This is a genomic window from Chroococcidiopsis sp., from assembly GCF_051657925.1.
Classification (GTDB): Bacteria; Cyanobacteriota; Cyanobacteriia; order Cyanobacteriales; family Chroococcidiopsidaceae; genus Chroococcidiopsis.
In genome coordinates, this window is sequence record NZ_JBOFLP010000155.1 from 108,145 (window position 1) to 126,507 (window position 18,363).

Genomic DNA, 18,363 nt, shown 5'->3' on the forward strand with positions numbered 1-18,363 from the left:
AGGAGATGATTATGTCTGAGTCCGATTATATTGTGGATGTAGAGCCTGATATTGCTAGCGAATACTGCAACGAAGAGGAGGATGGTGACGAGGAGGATGACGAAGAAGAAGAAGACGACGAGTACCTTCCAGACCCTGAAGCCAGTTAATGGATTTGTCCTTGAGCCGTGCTTAGAGATCGCCTGGATCGGCGCTAACGGCGCAAAGATCCAGGATTCCTGTATCCACTATGCCGCATACAGGAATGGGACTGTAGCTCAGCTAGAGACTGAACTAAAAGAGAAGGTCAGGATTATCCCCGGACTGGATGCAGAGTTCTGTTCGACGTGCCGGATTTGGTGGGTAAACCAGTTCGAGAGAGAACTTTATTTTAAGCGGCGGCGAGTCGGAGACTTGAATTGGTAGAACGATCGGTGCAAAACTCACAGCCCTGCTCATACAAGCAGGGCTTTGTTAGATATGAATTACGAACATACTCAGAGATTAGTTAGAAGACTCATTGTTTCCGAGTTAGAGATAGACGAGCTATCTGAAGATGATCAGAATGATCAAGTAGCCTTGGAGGTAGCCAGCTATGGAGATGTATTCTCTCCTCTTACATGGAGAGAAGCCTTTATAGATAAGCAGACAAAGCTGTTATTGGCTGTGATGGACGAGCCTTCGTACTTCTTGGAAGTCCATTTACTTTATTTTTCAAAAGTGGAGGGATGGTATCCTTTAATTCCTGAGATATTGGATGGTTTGATTCTTAGAGATCCTGATGCTGCTGAGTTCATTATGGAAGGGTTTCAAAGATCGAAAGAATCCCCGGATTACGGAGCAGATGTTGACAGTGTTAAAACGCTAGAAGGAGAGATATTAGAATATGGGAAAAATCAACTCGAAGGGAGAGGGATCAAATCTATCCAAGGCGCAAGGTAATCGTAAGGCTTCTAGATCTGATGAACATTCTTTTGTTCGATCGGCTGGATTGGAGAGTCGCAGAGATATCACAGATGCGATCGTATCCAAAGGAGGCGATCAGAACACAATTGCCAGAGTTACGGTACGTTGCGATCGCGCAGTGACCGGAGGAAGACCTGAACCCAAAAAGCGAGAAGATTGGGATCTTGAACGGCAGCGAGAAATGGCAGCTATCGAGCATTACGGAGCGCAAAGGATCAGAGATCTTCCTGACAACGCAGGGGATTCGAGGATTTTGAAGGCAGCGGACGAAGGAGCCTCGATCGCACGAGACGCGATCGAGGATAAAAAAGAGAACGGAAACTATTTCGTCCATATCTTCGGATCGTTTTTTAAGCGCTTGGCGTCTGATCAGGACAGGCTAGAATTTCCTGAGTCAGGCGGATCATCATCCCAATCAAACGACGAAGGAAAGGTATGGGACGGAGTATATTACTCTAAGCAGGATATGGACGACTGGTATCGTATGCCGTAATACACCAATCGTTTACTCTGGGTAAAGAGCACCGATAATCTCGGTGCTTTTCTTGTGTATAAAAGCGATCGTGTGGTATTCTACTTTCGGGTTACTGGAGCTGCCAACGATCGAACGATCCAGGTCCGGTAGAAGGCAGGTGCCGGATGTGCGGGGCTAGCTGATCACCAGATTCGCACAACTGCTTGACAGAGCGAGATCCCAGTTCAGGAGATAGCTACCTGAATCTGAAACTAGGGAAAAGCGGGTTGGATAACTCGTTTGAACACCTGTAAAAGTACAGCCTGTTCAAGAGAGTTACGTTAGCTCAGTAGCCTTCTGAACTCTATCCAAAAGAACAGCACCGAAGATATCTTCGGTGCTTTACTGATTTTACCGACCAGCCTGATGGCACACCTCGCTTGACAGCTTGAAGTGTACTCCAGGGGTTTGCTCTAATTTAACAAGCAAGACGGAGTATTGTCAAAACCCAGCTCAATATTTCGGCAGGTTCCACCCTCCACGTCGTGAAGCAGAATGTATATCCCACAGGCATTAAATCCGTCTTTGGCGATCCGATCTTGAACCATCTTTGCCTCAGCTTCTAACGTCTTTAGGCGTTGCGCTAAGTCATCTATTTGAGAAAAGGTTTCGGAGATAATCACCTGCTTTAGGAAGTCGCCTCTAACACCGGAAACGATCGCTTGGAGCATCTGCATAGCTGTTCTAACGGGTAGTTTATCTGGTAAAAATTCAAGGAGAACACTTACGCCGATGTCAATTTTACGACATGGACACCTTGGATTAGATACATGTATCCGCTTAAGTTTCTAAGCTAAAAGGCGTAGGTAGTTCGTAAATCAATACGAAGGATTAGCTAAAATATTAGAGAATTCAGTAGTTTCATTGATACACGATACAAGTCGGTAGAGTAAAATGATTGGATGATTTTGTAGTCTATTCCCTAAATAACAGGGTTTGTCAATAAGGAGTATGTATGGGTGTCGAACTCTCAAAAAATTTAACTATTGAGCATCTTGCATCAAATCCAGAGCTATGTAAGGAGATCCTTGTCTCACACAAATCTAATCCTCCGTTCATCGCTCTTGATGGCAACTGGTATATCGGAAGTACATTTGCTTCGAAAGTGGTGGAGGTTCACCCAACTTCATTCAACAGTCTCTCTAGAGCGTTAATGGATAAGTTAGGAGAGTGTGGTCGAATCACAGTTCCTCGAAGTCGGTTTATCGAAGCCTCGACGTGGGAAGGAGCTGAGCCTTACTCGTTCCAGAAGATGCCGCCTGTATTGCAGGCGATGCATCTGTATCCTGCTCAATTTTTGCTCTCTGTCGTGATCGGGTTTAAGAAAAACCCGATGGGTCGAGATGTGCTTAAAGCGCTGGGGATGGAATTTAAGAAAGGAATCGGCGAGTTGTTTCTTTTAGAATGCTTAACGTATTCGGAGGAAGCTGTTAATAAGACTCCCGCTCCTCCCGCGAATCCGCTTGCTCGACCTGTCCAGATTGTTGCCGCTGCCGCTAAAGAACACTATCTAGATGTAAACGGAGTTTATTGCGATGCCTCCGTATCTTACGAAGCGGAAATGACTCGAATTGCAGCGTGGTCAGTGCGATCGGGTAAAGCTGTAATTAAAGAAATTCCGTTTATGATGTCGGTTGAAGAGGCAGAATGTTTGGCTCTGGTGATGGGGTACAGATATTTCAAATCTAAGTACCTGTACACAGACAATTTATATGCTGTGGAGGATTGGAAAGCCGGAAAGTTCGCAGAAACCGATCACCCGTCTAGATCACTCGCTAAGATCCGAAGAGATGTTGTGATTCAACATGTCCCGAGAGAAGTCAATACGATCGCGGATCAGTTAACCAGAACCCATCATGCGCCTAGCGAGGTATTCTTACTTCAGCGCTCAGAGGTAAAGGGTTGGATTGTTCCAACGTTCTCGAAACCTGTTGCGACTCACTCTGATGATGTCTCGTTATGCGTTGAACGAAAACAAGCAGAGCTAGAAAAGTATTTGAGTATCTTGAAGGATATGCAAGATAAAGTTGAGGGCTACAAGGGTAAAGTTCGTGCGATTCAGGACGAGCTTGCTCAACTAGCTGCCGTTCAGCAGTTGATCGATAAAACCTTGTCCAGCAATACGCTTGTCCAGCTTAAAAAAGCTGCTTAAGGTAGTCTTTAGTACAGTCGATCTCTAGGAAATAGCGCTCGTCCTCAAATAGTTCGGACGAGCTTTTTCGCCTGTAGAGATCAACCTCCTCGTCTCCTATAATAATGCGCTGTCCTTGAGTGACGATCGCCATTGACTCCTGACCTTTCTGCGCCAGGTACGCTAGACCATACGCTACGCAGTCTACAATATCGTCATTCTTGGCAAGCGGAAACGCTTTTAACTCTTTCTTGATAATATCTGCGCTGTAATCTGGTTCGATCGATCCATCAACTTCAAACGGACTATAAATATAGACCTGTTTATCTCGAAACAGCGGTAGCACAGCAGAGAGACGCTGTTCTTTCGATCCTCCGAAGAGTCTTGGTTCGAACGCATAGATATTAGTGACTTCACGCTGCAACATAGACATCACAGCATGACCATTGGCTCGTTTTTCAATCCCTACGATCGATCTGGGATACTTCTGACGCATCTTTAAGATTGCATCTTTCTGAGCGGGGGCATCGATGCGATCGCGGAACATGTCGATCACATAGTACTTATCTTCGGATTTTCCGAGAACTAACCCAACCGTATAGGTAGAGGTTGGTTCGTCGGTGAATGCTAGATCCCAAACCGTAATCAAACTAGAAAAACTAGTGGGTTTGGTTGCGCTTTCCTGAATCCACTCCGCTTTGATTAAGTTCCCTTCTGATTCTGCGTCTGGGTTTTGTTGATAGCGAGTGTTATAAATTAAAGAGTCTATCGCTTGGAGGGCTAGAAAGTCCTCTGGCAATCGGTTTGGGTCCATCAACTGATTGCGCTTCGTGCGCGGATCGTTGAAACCGATCGGACTGATAAAGGTCCGATCTGGGTCATACTTGGCAGGGATGTTCAATAGAAACCATCCCTGGTCCCCGTATTTTTCCATCACATAGTCGGTGAGGTCGCCCGATGCCAGTCGCTGCATCACAATAATCACGACATCCGATCGCACGTCATTGGAGCGGTTTAAGAACGTCTGGGTAAACCAGTTATTGACGTTCTGGACCATCTCCGGGTTATTGGATTCTTCCGAGTCTAGAATGTCATCTAGGATCGCAACTGAGTAACCCATCCCCAAAGCACCAGAAGACGGGGAACCTCCTAGTATATATCCCCCTTGATTATTCTCAATTCTAGTTTTGGTATTTACATCAGTGCTAAGTGTAAATCGATAGTGTTCGTCTAGTTTTGGATCGCACCACCGCTCCTTATAGAGCGGGTGATCTAGAATCCGTCTAGCGTAGACAATGTTCTGAGTAAATAGTTTCTGCGTGTGGGAAACCAGCCAGAACTTCTCATACGGATGATCAATATGCCACCACGCAGGACTAGAGATAGAAGAGACCGTGCTTTTAGACGATCGCGGAGAAATGTTGATGATCAGTCGTCGAATATCTCGTTTAAGAGCAGCCTGCACATGCTCACACATGCATTGAATGCTCCAGTTATCGACAAGAGGACTCGGATCGAACGTGTTCCAGAAACTCGTAAAGAACTTGTATAAACTCTTCTCAGCTTTCTCATACATTTCTTCCCGTAGAAGCTGATCGAGTAGAAACAGATCGTCGTCTAGACGACTGTAATCGCGACTGGAACTATTTCGTTTTACCACTGAAAGATAACAGTTAAAATATTAAATATAGGTATCATTATACACTTCGCACTATGCGTACTCTTGTCCGCTATTCGATCAGCAACACTCCTCCCCGTCCACAAGAACTGCCGATCGGTCAACTTGCCCTTCAGATTAGCGGAAGTAAAGCCTATCTCTATACAAAGAACGAGTTTGGAGAGATTATTCAAATCGGTCAAGGCGCGGAGCGGTTTGAAGACTTATTGGATGTCGATTTAACCGGAGTTAGAGACGGATCGTACCTGATTTATCAGAACGGAAAATATAGAGCCAGTAATCAAATCGGATCATTATCGTCTCTGTCAGATGTTGAGATTTCTAACCCTCGGTCCGGGGAGTATCTTCGATACGATCCCATCAGTGAGACGTTCCACAACTATCGTCCATCCTATTCATTATTTGAGCTGCTAGATGTCAGTGTTGCAAATCCAACGAACCCAACCGCAACGGCTGATCAGAACGATCAGGTCTTAGTATTTAATGCTGTGCTGAATCGATTCGAGACTCGATCGAGACGCAATACACTGCAAGAGCTAGATGATGTTGAGATCTCAGATCAAGAGCGCTATCAGGTTGTTATGCTGGACCCCGATGGAATCTGGCGGAACCAAGACCTTCAGATTGAGCGTGATCCGTCTCCAAAACTAGGAACGAACTTAAACGCGCAGGGACATTCACTGATTGATTCAACGTACCGAGTCAAACGAGTCGAACTCACCACTGCGATCGTCGAGTTGAACTATGCAGAAGCCGATTACTGGATACTGCAAGGAGTTCCCGCTAGTGTTCTACCCTACTGTACCGTGGTTCCAATTGTTACGAATCATAAAGTAAACAGCTCTGCAATTATGATGCTGGAGCTGCGGCAAGATACAGGGGCGATTGTACTTGCAGGTCTAGAGAACATGCAGTATGAGGATGGACGACCTATAAAGCTATCTGGACCGGGAAGAGTGGATCTCGTAACGGTGCATGTGAGTAAGCGCTCATTTCCCACCTTTGCCAATCCAAATAATACTAGAATAGATTCGTATATTACTGTAAACGCCTTGAATCTAGCTCCGCTAGGTCAAGGCGGGATACCCGCCTACCGATACGATAAAAGTAGACTTGCGGAACCCCAATCGTTCAGTCAACCGGATTTATATGACCCTTACTACGATTATGTGGCTCTGCTGCATACATTTGAACCTGAGCAAAGCACAGGTCGCCTCTGGTCTGACGACAAATCACAGTACTATCTGCCTGGTCCAGTAGCAGACTTAGTTACTTCAACGACAACGACGAATACAGCTCAACTGGAAACCGATCTCTATACGTTCGGTATTCAAGAGAAGGTTGCATCCTTTACGCAGCCTAGTCATTTAATAGAGACGCTGCTAGATGCGTCGATTCAGCTCACTCAAGACTTTACGATCGAGTTTTTTGTGGAGTTTCCGCTACCTGAGTTAACGCTGACTCCTCAAAATGACTATACGTTGTTCCAGCTTTCGAAAGGTGGATCGCCTCCTGCGATTGATCTTCAATACAAAGGGCTAGTTGCGGCATCTACCCAAACGACAGAGCTTGCGGTGACGATCGGATCGCTATCTTTAACCCTGCCTAATGCGTACACTTATTTTCAGCGAGGGGTGGGACTATACCAGCATGTTGCGATCGTTAGACAAAGTACTCAATATCGGGTATTTATTGACGGAGTAACGCAGAATTATCGTCAGCTTACGTCTGCGATCGCGCCAAACGGGATCGAGTTCGATCGATACTTATCTAGTTTAGTTGGGAACCTAAATAGCGTCCGAATCACCGATCGGGTCGCTCGGTACTGGGACAATTTTCTGCCTCCTGATATGCGATTTGGATTAACGGGAGGAGAAGGCGATCGGATCTTAGAATCTCAGGTTTTTAGCTATGGATTTAATCTAGGAGAGCACTCTCTTGGGATCGAGTGGTTTTATTAGGTAGCGTACAATAGAGTTAACCTTTATAGTGACTTCTGTTTTGATTAATCTAGATCAGCTATATCGTAGTACGTTTAACGCCTCTCGCGAGGAGCTAAAGCCGTTTGTTGCTCCGTTAAACGAGCGATTTAAGAAATACGAAGTTAATAACTACCTCCGCATTTGCCATTTCTTGGCTCAAGTGTGTCACGAAAGCGGAGAGTTTCGATACCAGGAGGAACTCGCCAGTGGTGCTGACTATGAGTTTCGGACAGACTTAGGAAACACCGAAGCGGGGGATGGACAGCGATTCAAGGGTCGGGGATTGATTCAGGTGACAGGCTTCTACAACTATCAGGCGATCAGTCTTGATACCGGAATCGACTATCTAAACAATCCCGACTGGTTGGCAGAATTGCCGCACTGCGTAGAGAGTGCTTTCTGGTATTGGGACAAACACAGTCTGAACGATCACGCGGATGCAGATGATATCGATCGAATCACGCGGATCATCAATGGAGGATACAACGGTCTAGAAGATCGAATTAACTATCTTCATGCGGCGAAAGATGCATTGACGCATCTCCTTTAGCATCATGGTCGATCTCCGGTACTCTACGGTTGATCGATCGCCGCAGCCTACTGAGTTGCGGTTAGGAGAACTTGCGGTTAATATGGTCTCACTTGAGACGTTTACCGTGACTGCGGAGGGACAGGTGCTGGCGATCAATTCCGATCGATCTCGCCTGTCCCTTTTCTCAATGTTTCAACCGAACGTAACGCTAGGGGCAGATACGTCCAATTTTCTATCGTTTCGACGAACCGATCAAGGACTAGCGCTGACTCCGCAAACCCGATTTATCTCACTTCAGGACATTCAAGGGGTTTCGATTCAAACTCCCTCTGTCGGAGACGGAATCGGAGTCTATCCAACCGGATTGCAGAATCAGCCATTACCCAGATTTAAGTTAGGCGATCTAGCGGATGTTACTTTTCCTGCTGTTAAACCTGCTGGTTTTGTCGTTGGGTTTCGGAATGATGCGGTACGTCAATCCACCAAAAGCCCTGTTCCGCTAGAGATTGCAGGGTACTGGACCTTACTTCCAGAGCAATCGACGCTAGTAGCGCTCGACGATGTGTTAACGCTGGGAGGAGCGGCAATCCCACCTTACTCCGTTCTAAGAAATGTTCCACCGTCTGAGCGTCGATCGCAAAAAGCTGCAATTGCACCCTTAACGATTGAGTGGGACCGATCTCCTGCACTGGGAAACTCCCTTAATGCTCAGCAGCATTCGATCGTTCATCAGGTGTATGGAGTCGAAACCATCCCATGCTCTACCGCTCAGTGCGTGTATACGATCGAGGCGACCCGCTCCTCAGTGTATCGCTTTAACTGCACCGATGCGGTTCGGACCTTATCGATCGATTTTACCTATCCGTTTGTCGATCCATCCGTGAGTCAGGTGAGGTTGGTTTCCCTTCAAATCGTGGGACTAAAAGGAGCGCTTTTATTGCCGCGATCGATTCGATTGGAAAACGGAAAGCCCTTTACGATCACAAAAGGAACGGTGACATTGAATGTTATGATTTACACCGATCCTCTTGAAGGTCTAAAAGTCGTTACTACTCAAAAAGATGTCAACCTTCGATCCACTCAATACGTTACAGACGCTTAAACTGTATGTAGATCTCAAAGATCCGACCTCTTTCTTGATTAAAGATGACGCATTAAAACGTCTTCATGGGGAAATGGGATGGCTTGTTTCGTCGGATGTGACAGACAGTTTTCTAAAAAGCCAGGGGTTCGAACGGCTCGGATTCAATATCCTAAACCCAGCGTTTGAAAGTCCCTACGTGAAGTACCGATTTATTGGATCTCCTTATCTAGATGGTCGATATTGGATGGTGAACGCGGAACTCTACGAATGTCCGTATCAGCTTCAGTCGGCATGGGATAGAATTAACCAGGAACGGTCTCGATTGCTAGAGCAGTCCGATTGGATTGTGGTAGATGTCGATCTACCAGAACAAGTGCGGCGGCGATGGATTCAATACAGAAACGTGGTAAGGATCTGTACGAAGCTTGCCGATCGTCCTGAACATGTCGTCTTTCCGACCCCACCGACAAAAGTATCTAAGCTGGCTGAAGGATGGAAAGACGATCTTCTGCTAGATCTCGAAGTCCAGTTTTTGCAAGACGTGGAACCTTCTCCGTCGTGGAACTCCTTTCTTCAAGAATGGGGTCGATACGGATTTTCTCCAATTCGATCGCTGGTCGAGGCACTGCTGTACCAGCACACAGGGAAAGAGCTGAATGAAGCTATCCAACGCATATAGTCACGTATACTCTAACGGAAAGCCGTTAGATTTTGATTTATGGGAACTGTTGAAAGATATTCCCAGCCTGAACGGCGTATATCTTGCGTTTCCTGAGTATGTTGAAGGGAGTGGGATCGGTTCCCTTTCAGGAGATACGGATAAAGTTAAAGTTTGGTCGAACCTGTTGGCAGATGGCAACTATCTGTACAGCACCTCTAGTCGAGAGCCTTCCATTATTCCCGTCGATCCTCAATTTAATAACTATCCGTCGATCGATTTTGGGAATGACGGGAATAATGGACTGGTGTTCAAGTTCCCGATCCGAGTCGGCACCGTGATCATGGTCTACCTCACTCGCGAAGAAGGGAGCTATCTGCTGTATTCTCCTCGATACCTTCCGGGGAATCCTCCCGTGTATTACGATAGCTTTCCGTCCGGGGGACGATCGCTGTGGGGAAAAGAACCGCTTTTGAATCGATCCGTGTATCTGGCAGAGTCCCGGATTAACGGACGACGAGTTTCGTCAGATGCGATCGTTCCTCTAAATCAACCTAGACTGCTAACCTTAAGAGGAATCGCGAACGCAGAACAATCGGAGCCGCTGTTGGGTCTAGGAGGTCGCTCAGGCGCGATCGGAGGAGCAGCCTCCCCTTCGTTCGGAGATTCGATTCAAGGTCGGGTCGTGGCGCTTTTGACGTTCTCAGAGTCAATTCCAATCGAGCAGCTTGAACCGATCGAGCAGCAGCTCGGTCAGACGTACATTAACTACTCTGGACCTGTGAAAACCCAAGACCCTGAACTTCGGGGGTTTGTGGGGTCAAGTGTGTCGTTTAATTTAGCGGAAAATATTGTCGATGAATGGTTTGATCTTGTTCAATACACTTTACTATCTCCTCCTGCACTGGGACTCTCTATCACAAATTCAGGAGTTCTTTTTGGGACATTAAACGCTCCGTTTGATGGCGTTGTATCGGTGCAGGTCACAAACGCCGCGTCGATGCAGCGGACGTTCGAGTTTAAGTTGATTTCATGTAGACCTGATCCGATCGCAACGCTGCTCCCGAATCTTCCAACCTTAAAACTGGTGCTGAGCGCGGAACGGCACGTAGACGGATCGTTCTATGGTCTACGGACAGATGTAGACCAACGAGCCGTGTATTGGGAAGATGCTCGACGCATTATTTCCGGTCAAAGCACCCCTCGCCTAAACGTATCCACTCCTGAAAACTACCCGATCTGGATAGAAAGTGATCCAGTCGTTAATCAGCGATCATCCGTGATCTTTGGAGCAACCTCTAACCTAAAAGCCTCCGGTGGGTTTTCGGGGAAAACGTTTGTATGGGTCTATGTTCAGGACGGGTACGGATCGCGATCGATGCTGGACTCCTTTCCTGATACGAAGGGATTTGGGGAATTGTGGACCGTTCGGCTTCCAACGGAAGTGCATGGACAAACAGAGATCACTAAGTTAAGAGCCAAGATCCATAGACGATCGGTGAATACGTTAAATTACAAGTTGCCGCTGGGTAAACTCCAAATTATTACAGCAACCCATTCCACCGGAACGCTCGGATTCTCAGGACTAATGGGAATGCGGGGAAGACTTGCGTTCTTTGCATGTTGGGATAGTGTATTAGATGCAAGCCAGCTTGATACTGTGAATGCGCTGCTGGCTCAGCGCTACTTATCCTCACTCCAGCCGTACATCTTTGAGACGAACACAGAGTATCGATACGATCCAGAAATCACGATCGATCTAAACCAAAAGGTGCTTGATCCTCAAGCCTTACCGCTTCAGTTTACGCTGCTAACGCCACACTATAACTCGTCGATCGTGAATGGCGTTCTGAGCGTTACAGCTCCGAAAGATGAAGTGTTGAACTATCAGATCTTAGTATCGAATTCGCTGGGCTTGCAGGTAACACTAGGATTTGATTTAAGCGTCACGATTCGATTAAATCCGGTCTATGTCAAGCTAAAAGAAGAGTTTGGATACTTTCAGGCATTTTATCTTCCGACTGCCGATTCTACGGTACTATCCGGTCAGATCATCCAAACCTGGAACGATTATCGTCTGAATGGAAATAGTGCGACCAGTACGACGGTAAAACTGTCATCCCTTCCAACGTTGTCCAACGGACGGTGTGCAGAATATCAACTCAATGGCGGATCGTCCCTTCGGTTCCAGTCCCCGATTACCGCTAGAACCTTTTGCATTGCTTATATTCGTGCAAGCGGATCGATGGGTCGAATCTTCCTACTGGGACAAGACGGAGCGGCGGATTTTCATGCGGGTCAGAACGGGACGCTGCTTGATCCAGTGTTAGCGTCTCCTGCGGTTCTGAATGCGGATCTGTTTGTGAATGGGGAGACTCAGCCTCCGTCGTATGAGCTGCCGGAATCTGTTCTATCGATCGTGATTTTTAATAGTCAGGTTCCGACAACCATTCATTCGATCGCACAGGATCGAATGTTTACCGATCGAAGTGTTAAGGGGTACATCCCGTTATTCTTTGCGTTCAACACTTCGGTAGAAATAGAGTTAGCGAAAACAATTAATGCCCATATTCGGGACTATTTTGATCCATCTCGGTTTGTACTGTTGATGCACTTCGAATCAGGGGTTATTGACTCTTCTGTTGAGCAAAAAGTACTGTCTTCGAATGGAATCACGTCCACCAGCCAAAAGAAATTCGGAGCCGCGAGTTACAGACTCGCGATCGCGGGGGTTGTCTATCCAATCACCGTTCCGAACGAGACCGATCTAGCGTATCTATACGAAGAGTTTACGATTACCTTTCAGATTTCGCTGGTCGGGGATAGTTTAATAGAAAGTCTTATCCTTTACAAGCAAGCCGACCTTGTAATTTACCTGATCGAGGATAAGTTGTTCGTAGGTCGAAATGCAATTCCTGAATTAGCTCTAATTGCAACGGATTCGATTAGCTTATCAGGAGGATTCCATCATATCGAGTTGGATCGATCCAGTCAAAACCTGCTCCTGTTTGTAGACGGTGTTTTGGTGGGATCGGCGGAGGATGTACTAGAGTATCGAGATGCTACTACGGCTGGAACGATCGGGGAAACAAAGCTGCTAGTGACAACAACTGCGCTCTATCTTGATGAGTTTGCTATCTATCGGCGATCGGCATTCCATACCGCCTCCTTTACGCCTCCTACTAGTCCGTATAACTAGACACGTCTGCGTCGTATGGATTGCTCAATCGTTCAGGAGGGGTTTCGACGGTCGCTTCGAAAGATGATTTTTTTGACGCTCCTTTTGCATTGTAGGCATGTCTAAACTCCCAGACCGTTTGAATAAATCCGCGCTTCTTATCGATCGCGCGTTTCTCCGCGTCGGTATTGGTTCCTTTTAACTCTCTAAGTTTCATCAGGAAATGCTTTGAAAACTTTAGCTTGAGATAGTACTGTTCCCGACCTGTTTCAAAATCTATTCGTTTCCGAGTCGAGAACTTTCCAAAGGCGAACAAAGATACGATATTTCCTTTGAACAACTCCTCTTTTATGTACTCTAGAAAGTATTTGACAACGTGATCCACAATAAACTGATCGGGAACACTGTCCGGGAATTTCTCCATGAATTTCGCTTGAATCGGAACGACGTATTCGGAAATGCCGTACCGACCGACTGTTCGACGCTTAGACGCCATAATGGAAGTAACCTATAATAGTAAAAATATATAGTTAACTCTAGCATGTCTCGATCCGACAAAGAATTTAGTCGCTATAAACAGAAAGAATATGATCAGCTTTATCGGTCGAAGCTGGACTTTTTAACTCACGCTTCCATCAATGAGTTAAGAGTGCGTTCAGTTGCAGAGTCATTGCAGCAGTTCCTGGGGGTGATGAGTGATTCCCAGATCCTTCAGCTTAAGGTCGTGCCTGCGGCAGCGATCGCACATGCACTAGAACAAATCACAGTCCGCGTTGAGATTGCATTAACGAACCGATTTTCTAGGGTTCTGTCGGGTGCTTGGTTAGATCTCTTTCGGTTAGGACGCTATCATCAAACACTTGATTTCTTGCATTCAACACAGCTATGGTCGGGGTGCTTTTCTACGCCTCTAAAATTCTCTAGTCTGCAAGGAGGATCGATTGCTGACTTTGTTAATGCTCCTGACTCGATCGGGTCATTTAGTGCAGAATCTGATAAGTTAGAGCGGGATTTAAGAGAGTTAAAGGAGTCTGGCGCGTTTGATGGGATTGTAAGTACTCGACTAGCTGCTCGACTGTCTCTTGAGGAAAAGCTGAGATTTATGCAGATGATCGAGGATGTTTCCGATTACCAAATGAAATCTAAAGCGCTAGAGCCAAACTTTATTAATAGCGAATACTTGAGACAAAGAGTGCGGGTTTTATCTGCGGATTACTCTAAACGACAAAGTGAGGCAATTAAATCTACGATTGCAGACTACCTGAAGCAGGACACCGAAACCCCAACACAGCTTAGAGCGGTGTTGGGAGGAGGAGGTCGAAGCATTGAGGTGATTCGCAATATTTTAGATCAGCCAACAATTCGCGGAGCCGATCGCGCTAGAACAATTCTGAGAACGGAATTGAATTTGGCGTACAACTTTGGTAAGCTGTCCGGGTTTTCTGCGCCTGCGGATCGAAAACGGAAAATGAGAGTAAATGCTGACTGGGAGTTAGAGCAGGTGTCGCCTGGGTATGAGGTATGCGAATTTTGCAAGGAGATGGACGGAAAGGAGTTGTCGGTAGAAACGCTGTTGTATTGGGGAACCCGACTCGATCGCAGTGTGCTGAAATACAGAGGTTCGAAGAATACTCAAACCTCGTTCAAAGCCTCTAAAACGAGTCCTCCTCCGTTTCATCCAAACTGCGGATGCTATTTAACCTTGGTCGAAGAGGACGACGAAGAAGAGGAAGAGGAAGAGGAGGCATCTCGCGAACGTCAACCTGCGGAACCAAACAAAGAGTTAATGGAAAACATTCAAACTGCGGCTACAGTAGCCGCAGGCGCAGCGTTGATTGTGGGAGGGTTGTTTCTATTGTCTCGATCAAATATTTTTAGTGGTTTCCTGAGATCTGCAAATTCATCAGCTTTCCCTGCCGCTTCGAATCGGACAATCATAGAAAAGACCTCTACCGTTATACAGTCACTCGGATCATCGGATGATCTTGTTTATCAGCAAATGATTAACAATTTATCAAACACCTTGAATTAAACCGTGTCCATGTAGAAAAACGTAATTGGTTTTCGGTATAGTTTTGAGAACAGTAGAAGTTGGTGGGATGTAAGGTCTGCTTTTCCGAGTTCGTATCGAGAAACAGATCCTTGAGAAATTTCAAACTCCGCCGCAACATCTTCCTGAGTTAAATTGGTAGACTCTCTTGCATCACGTAGTCGTTGACCGAGCTGCTTCTTGTAGCTTTGTTTGCAAAAATGAGGGGATGTAAGCGTTTTTTTACCGGGCATCTAGTCTAGTAATGTATTCGGTTATGCTGCTATCAAAGGTTTTAGGTCTGTTACTATAATATTATATTGTGCTTAAGATTATACATAAGTGACTAGCTTAAAACAGTCTCCGTCAAAAACGGTTGTAAACTTCGAGATTGGGTATACCGAACCCGCACTATTTGAACAAAACTCAGATCCAGACAGCGGCGGAGTACTGAAACGTGCGCTAGTTGCGGTTGAAGGATCATTTAAGGACAGCAACGGAAGAGAACATATGTTCTCTTCTGATAGGCTTACGACGATCGCAGAGTCTACGAACGCGGCGCTAGAAAAAGGAACTGTGATTCCGCTCTGCACCGACCATAAAAAAGAGTTCGGGACGACGGTTGGATCGATCGAAGGGAGAGCCTATACGAAAACGATCGAAGAATCTGATCTGCCAAACCGGAAAGCAACGCATCTAATCGGTAAACTAGGATTGTTCTTTAACGACGTGTCAATTAAAGCAAGAGACGCGGCAGAAAAGGTTCGAGACGGGATTGTAACCTCCGTTTCGATGGGTTTGAACCTTGATCCGAAAGATCATCGAATTGTTGAATTATCACTTGTCCCAATTCCGGCAATTCCGAATATGGGACTCTTTTCGATGCTAGATGCTACAAAGGAAAACGCAGTGACTTGGGAAGACCTAGAATCATCTCAACAGACACTAGATGATATGCGTGAAGAGTATGAAGAACTGACTGAAAGTCTTTGGTCATTACTAAATAACGTCTACACGAATGAAGCGATCGATATTACAAATATCGACACGTTAAAGCAGTATGTTCTCAATGCTTTGAATGGGTTCAGTGTCCGCACAATTGATATGCTGGGATTGACTGATACCGAATCAGCTTCCCAAGATCCGGGGACACTTACATCCGAGCAGGCTCAGCAGATGCAGCAGGTCCAGTTACAGGACGGCACTCAGGGAACTGCGGCTCAGTATAGCCGATCGAATCGACGAGTTGCACATTTTTCTAGAGTTTCAAAATATAGTCGAGCAGGTCGATGAAACTATTAAAGTTCCGCTATTCTTCTTCGATCGCAGATTTTGTGAGCTTCCCTTACCGTCCAAGACCGCTGGACGGTGTAGATATTAGCGATCCATCCTATCGAGGAAAGCAGAGCGAGGCGGATGTTGCGATCAGTGAGACTAAACCAGCGGGAAAGAAAGCTGATCCGCAACGAACTGCTCAAAAGTCTTCTTATCTTGATAGTAGCGGCTCGGAAAAGTTGATTAGACCGATCGATCGGGTTAGGGCAGTTCGAAAATCGATTGGTCGATCGAAGTTGATGGGAGAAAATCAACCTGCGTTCGATTCTGCGATCGATACTCTTCGATCAAACCGAGAGGTGACGAACAAAGTCGCTCAGCTCGATCGTTACTTTAGACAGGAAGCAGGCAACTTAAAGCCGTGGGAGCAGGAAGCGTACTCTAGACATACTTCATCGAATGGATCTTCAGGATTGTCTCCTATCACCGCTGAGCAAGCAGCTCAGCTTCAAGCGGATCTAAAACAACCCAAGAACCAGAAAGCGGTTCAAAACGTTCAAGATGCCTATAGAGCTGTATCTACCGCAACAGAAAAGCCGACGCAAATACTTTCATACCCCGTAAAAGGACTTAAGCCTGCATTAACAAAGGAAGTAAGTAGAAAAGAAAAATGGGAAAGGTTAACACCTCAGCAGCAGGAAGTAAACAGGAAAGGTGCGCCTGAACAGGTTCCAAGCTATAAACAACTAGATCCGGTATATGCCGACAAGAAAAAAGCATTTTCCCCTGATCCTCTTATGGATGAAAAAGGTAGACGTATATCTTTGGATGCTGCTTACAAGCCGACCAAACCAAAAGGAGCATCTAGAAAAGCAAGGGAAAGGCTAAGTTCATTGGATAAGCTTACTTCTAGCCTGCTTCCAGTTCAATCCCTTCATCGAATACCTAAATCCAGTGATCCCATAGCTCCAAAGGAGTTAATTGATAGAGTATCCGGTTTAGATACTTCTCCGATCAAATCGGAAAAACCGAATAAACAGCCCACACCCAAAACAAAAAGTCTTCTTTTATCAAATACCTCTACACCTTCTTCATCATCGGAGCACAAAACATCATATGAAATGATGAAGCTAAGGCAAGAGGATAAATCGGAAAAGGCGAAGAAAGCCAGAAGGTTTTTCGGGAAAGTAGGTTTAGGGGTTGCAGGTACGGGAGCGGTGCTAGGAGGAGGATATCTACTTAAAAAAGGATGGGATAGATATCAGGAGAATAAGGAATTCGAAGAGTATAAGCTTTCAAGAGGATATAAATAGTGAGTGATATCTATAGCGGTATCGGAACTTTAGCGGGTAGGGGGATATCTGCTGGATTAAGAACCGGATCGTCTGGGCTGGTTAAAGGGTCTCGATATCTTCTCAAGAAGCCGGACAGACTAGGGTTATTAGCAGGAGGTCTTCTAACTGGTTATGCGGCTTATGAACTTCAAAGACGAGCCAGATTATGGTTAGATCCTCCAAAGATGGCAGACACAGGAGTTATTGCTCCCTATTCTTACCACTACATGAATGTTGCCGAATTCAATGTTTTCAAAGGACTGGGGAAAGTAAACAAAAGCTTGTACATAGCACCTGTAGCCGCAACAGCAGTCGCAGGTGCGGCTGCTGGAAGATCAATTGCGCCTAACGAGCAAGATACAGCAGGAACGTTATTAGGCGCAGGACTGGGAGCGGTAGGTGGCTTTGCAGGAACAAGAGGACTTATTTTAAGACGTAGAGACAACCTTATCAAGAAATACGGAATGCCTGGAGCATCTACTCTTCTAAAGGAAGATCACAAAGTCGTTCTAATGTCTCCCGATAAATCTAAAGTTCAAGTCATCTACAATCTTCCTAACACCAAAACTTCAAAGAACTACGAGGTAATGGATAAAGCTGCCAAAGCAGGAATAGGACCATCTATTATTGAAAAACATGGACGAAAAGGAAGCGATGGATACATTACATCGAACGCTGGGGAGTCTTTAACTTCTATGATCAATTCGGGAAAATTGTCACCTGAACAAGCTGAGCAGTATGGACGAGAAGCCGCTCAAAAATTAAATAAGTTCTACAAGGACACCGGATACGTTCACAACGATATCCACACTGGAAACATTTTAGTAGATGCGACAGGAAAATCTTCGGTTATTGATTGGGAGTTGGCATCGAAACACAAGAACACGTCAAAACACCAATCAAAACAATCACGCCGATCAGGTGTTGTAAAACATTCCGACGATATTAGATCGTCTAGAAAAAAAGATAGAAAAGCAACGGACAGTTTTATGACTGCATATGACAACGAACTGTATAGGTTGG

General features: G+C 45.8%; 17 protein-coding genes. 13 read left to right on the top strand and 4 right to left on the bottom strand.

Annotation, left to right across the window (positions count from 1 at the left end; all coding sequences use genetic code 11):
- The first annotated feature begins 11 nt into the window (after positions 1-11).
- From ACRC32_RS12870 to ACRC32_RS12880, 3 genes are all read left to right on the top strand, one after another.
- Positions 12-149: a hypothetical protein gene (locus ACRC32_RS12870; protein WP_438554341.1), complete on the top strand. Its 138-nt coding sequence runs from the start codon at positions 12-14 to the stop codon at positions 147-149.
- 310 nt (positions 150-459) lie between these two features.
- Positions 460-921, top strand: coding sequence for a hypothetical protein (locus ACRC32_RS12875; protein ID WP_438554342.1), 462 nt, complete (start codon positions 460-462; stop codon positions 919-921).
- Entirely contained in the window at positions 866-1,438 is a 573-nt protein-coding gene (locus ACRC32_RS12880) for a hypothetical protein (protein ID WP_438554343.1), read from the top strand. Before ACRC32_RS12875 ends, ACRC32_RS12880 begins: the two co-directional genes overlap by 56 nt.
- A gap of 434 nt (positions 1,439-1,872) precedes the next feature.
- On the opposite strand, the gene ACRC32_RS12885 is transcribed toward ACRC32_RS12880, so the two are convergent.
- A complete protein-coding gene (locus tag ACRC32_RS12885) occupies positions 1,873-2,136 on the bottom strand; it encodes a hypothetical protein (RefSeq protein WP_438554344.1) in 264 nt (87 codons plus the stop codon).
- Positions 2,137-2,414: 278 nt separating this feature from the next.
- Between ACRC32_RS12885 and ACRC32_RS12890 the strand changes: the two genes are divergently transcribed.
- Positions 2,415-3,611 (top strand): hypothetical protein, encoded by a 1,197-nt coding sequence (locus ACRC32_RS12890; protein WP_438554345.1) that lies wholly within the window; start codon positions 2,415-2,417, stop codon positions 3,609-3,611.
- Here ACRC32_RS12890 and ACRC32_RS12895 read toward each other — a convergent pair.
- The gene (locus ACRC32_RS12895; protein ID WP_438554346.1) at positions 3,595-5,250 is read right to left on the bottom strand and encodes a hypothetical protein; all 1,656 of its coding nucleotides are present in this window, start codon (positions 5,248-5,250) and stop codon (positions 3,595-3,597) included. The two genes, ACRC32_RS12890 and ACRC32_RS12895, sit on opposite strands and share 17 nt — an antisense overlap.
- Before the next feature lie 53 nt (positions 5,251-5,303).
- On the opposite strand from ACRC32_RS12895, the gene ACRC32_RS12900 reads away from it, so the two are divergent.
- The 5 genes from ACRC32_RS12900 (at position 5,304) to ACRC32_RS12920 (ending at position 12,723) form a co-directional block, all read left to right on the top strand.
- Positions 5,304-7,229, top strand: a complete 1,926-nt coding sequence (locus ACRC32_RS12900; protein WP_438554347.1) for a hypothetical protein — start codon at positions 5,304-5,306, stop codon at positions 7,227-7,229.
- 40 nt (positions 7,230-7,269) lie between these two features.
- Positions 7,270-7,800 carry a glycoside hydrolase family 19 protein gene (locus tag ACRC32_RS12905; protein ID WP_438554348.1) on the top strand — a complete coding sequence of 177 codons (531 nt, stop codon included), beginning with the start codon at positions 7,270-7,272 and terminating at the stop codon, positions 7,798-7,800.
- 4 nt (positions 7,801-7,804) lie between these two features.
- Positions 7,805-8,884 (top strand): hypothetical protein, encoded by a 1,080-nt coding sequence (locus ACRC32_RS12910; protein ID WP_438554349.1) that lies wholly within the window; start codon positions 7,805-7,807, stop codon positions 8,882-8,884.
- 178 nt (positions 8,885-9,062) lie between these two features.
- Positions 9,063-9,545 carry a phage tail assembly chaperone gene (locus tag ACRC32_RS12915; protein WP_438554350.1) on the top strand — a complete coding sequence of 161 codons (483 nt, stop codon included), beginning with the start codon at positions 9,063-9,065 and terminating at the stop codon, positions 9,543-9,545.
- Entirely contained in the window at positions 9,523-12,723 is a 3,201-nt protein-coding gene (locus tag ACRC32_RS12920) for a hypothetical protein (protein ID WP_438554351.1), read from the top strand. Before ACRC32_RS12915 ends, ACRC32_RS12920 begins: the two co-directional genes overlap by 23 nt.
- On the opposite strand, the gene ACRC32_RS12925 is transcribed toward ACRC32_RS12920, so the two are convergent.
- The gene (locus ACRC32_RS12925; protein WP_438554352.1) at positions 12,707-13,198 is read right to left on the bottom strand and encodes a hypothetical protein; all 492 of its coding nucleotides are present in this window, start codon (positions 13,196-13,198) and stop codon (positions 12,707-12,709) included. The two genes, ACRC32_RS12920 and ACRC32_RS12925, sit on opposite strands and share 17 nt — an antisense overlap.
- 45 nt (positions 13,199-13,243) lie before the next feature.
- Between ACRC32_RS12925 and ACRC32_RS12930 the strand changes: the two genes are divergently transcribed.
- A complete protein-coding gene (locus ACRC32_RS12930) occupies positions 13,244-14,734 on the top strand; it encodes a hypothetical protein (RefSeq protein ID WP_438554353.1) in 1,491 nt (496 codons plus the stop codon).
- Here the strand turns inward: ACRC32_RS12930 and ACRC32_RS12935 are convergent.
- A complete protein-coding gene (locus tag ACRC32_RS12935) occupies positions 14,731-14,985 on the bottom strand; it encodes a helix-turn-helix domain-containing protein (RefSeq protein ID WP_438554354.1) in 255 nt (84 codons plus the stop codon). The two genes, ACRC32_RS12930 and ACRC32_RS12935, sit on opposite strands and share 4 nt — an antisense overlap.
- An 88-nt stretch (positions 14,986-15,073) precedes the next feature.
- On the opposite strand from ACRC32_RS12935, the gene ACRC32_RS12940 reads away from it, so the two are divergent.
- From ACRC32_RS12940 to ACRC32_RS12950, 3 genes are all read left to right on the top strand, one after another.
- Positions 15,074-16,024 carry a hypothetical protein gene (locus ACRC32_RS12940; protein WP_438554355.1) on the top strand — a complete coding sequence of 317 codons (951 nt, stop codon included), beginning with the start codon at positions 15,074-15,076 and terminating at the stop codon, positions 16,022-16,024.
- A complete protein-coding gene (locus ACRC32_RS12945) occupies positions 16,021-17,319 on the top strand; it encodes a hypothetical protein (protein WP_438554356.1) in 1,299 nt (432 codons plus the stop codon). The genes ACRC32_RS12940 and ACRC32_RS12945 overlap by 4 nt, the downstream gene beginning before the upstream one ends.
- On the top strand, positions 17,319-18,363 hold a 1,045-nt coding region (locus ACRC32_RS12950; protein ID WP_438554357.1), incomplete at its 3' end, for a phosphotransferase. The genes ACRC32_RS12945 and ACRC32_RS12950, both read left to right, overlap by 1 nt.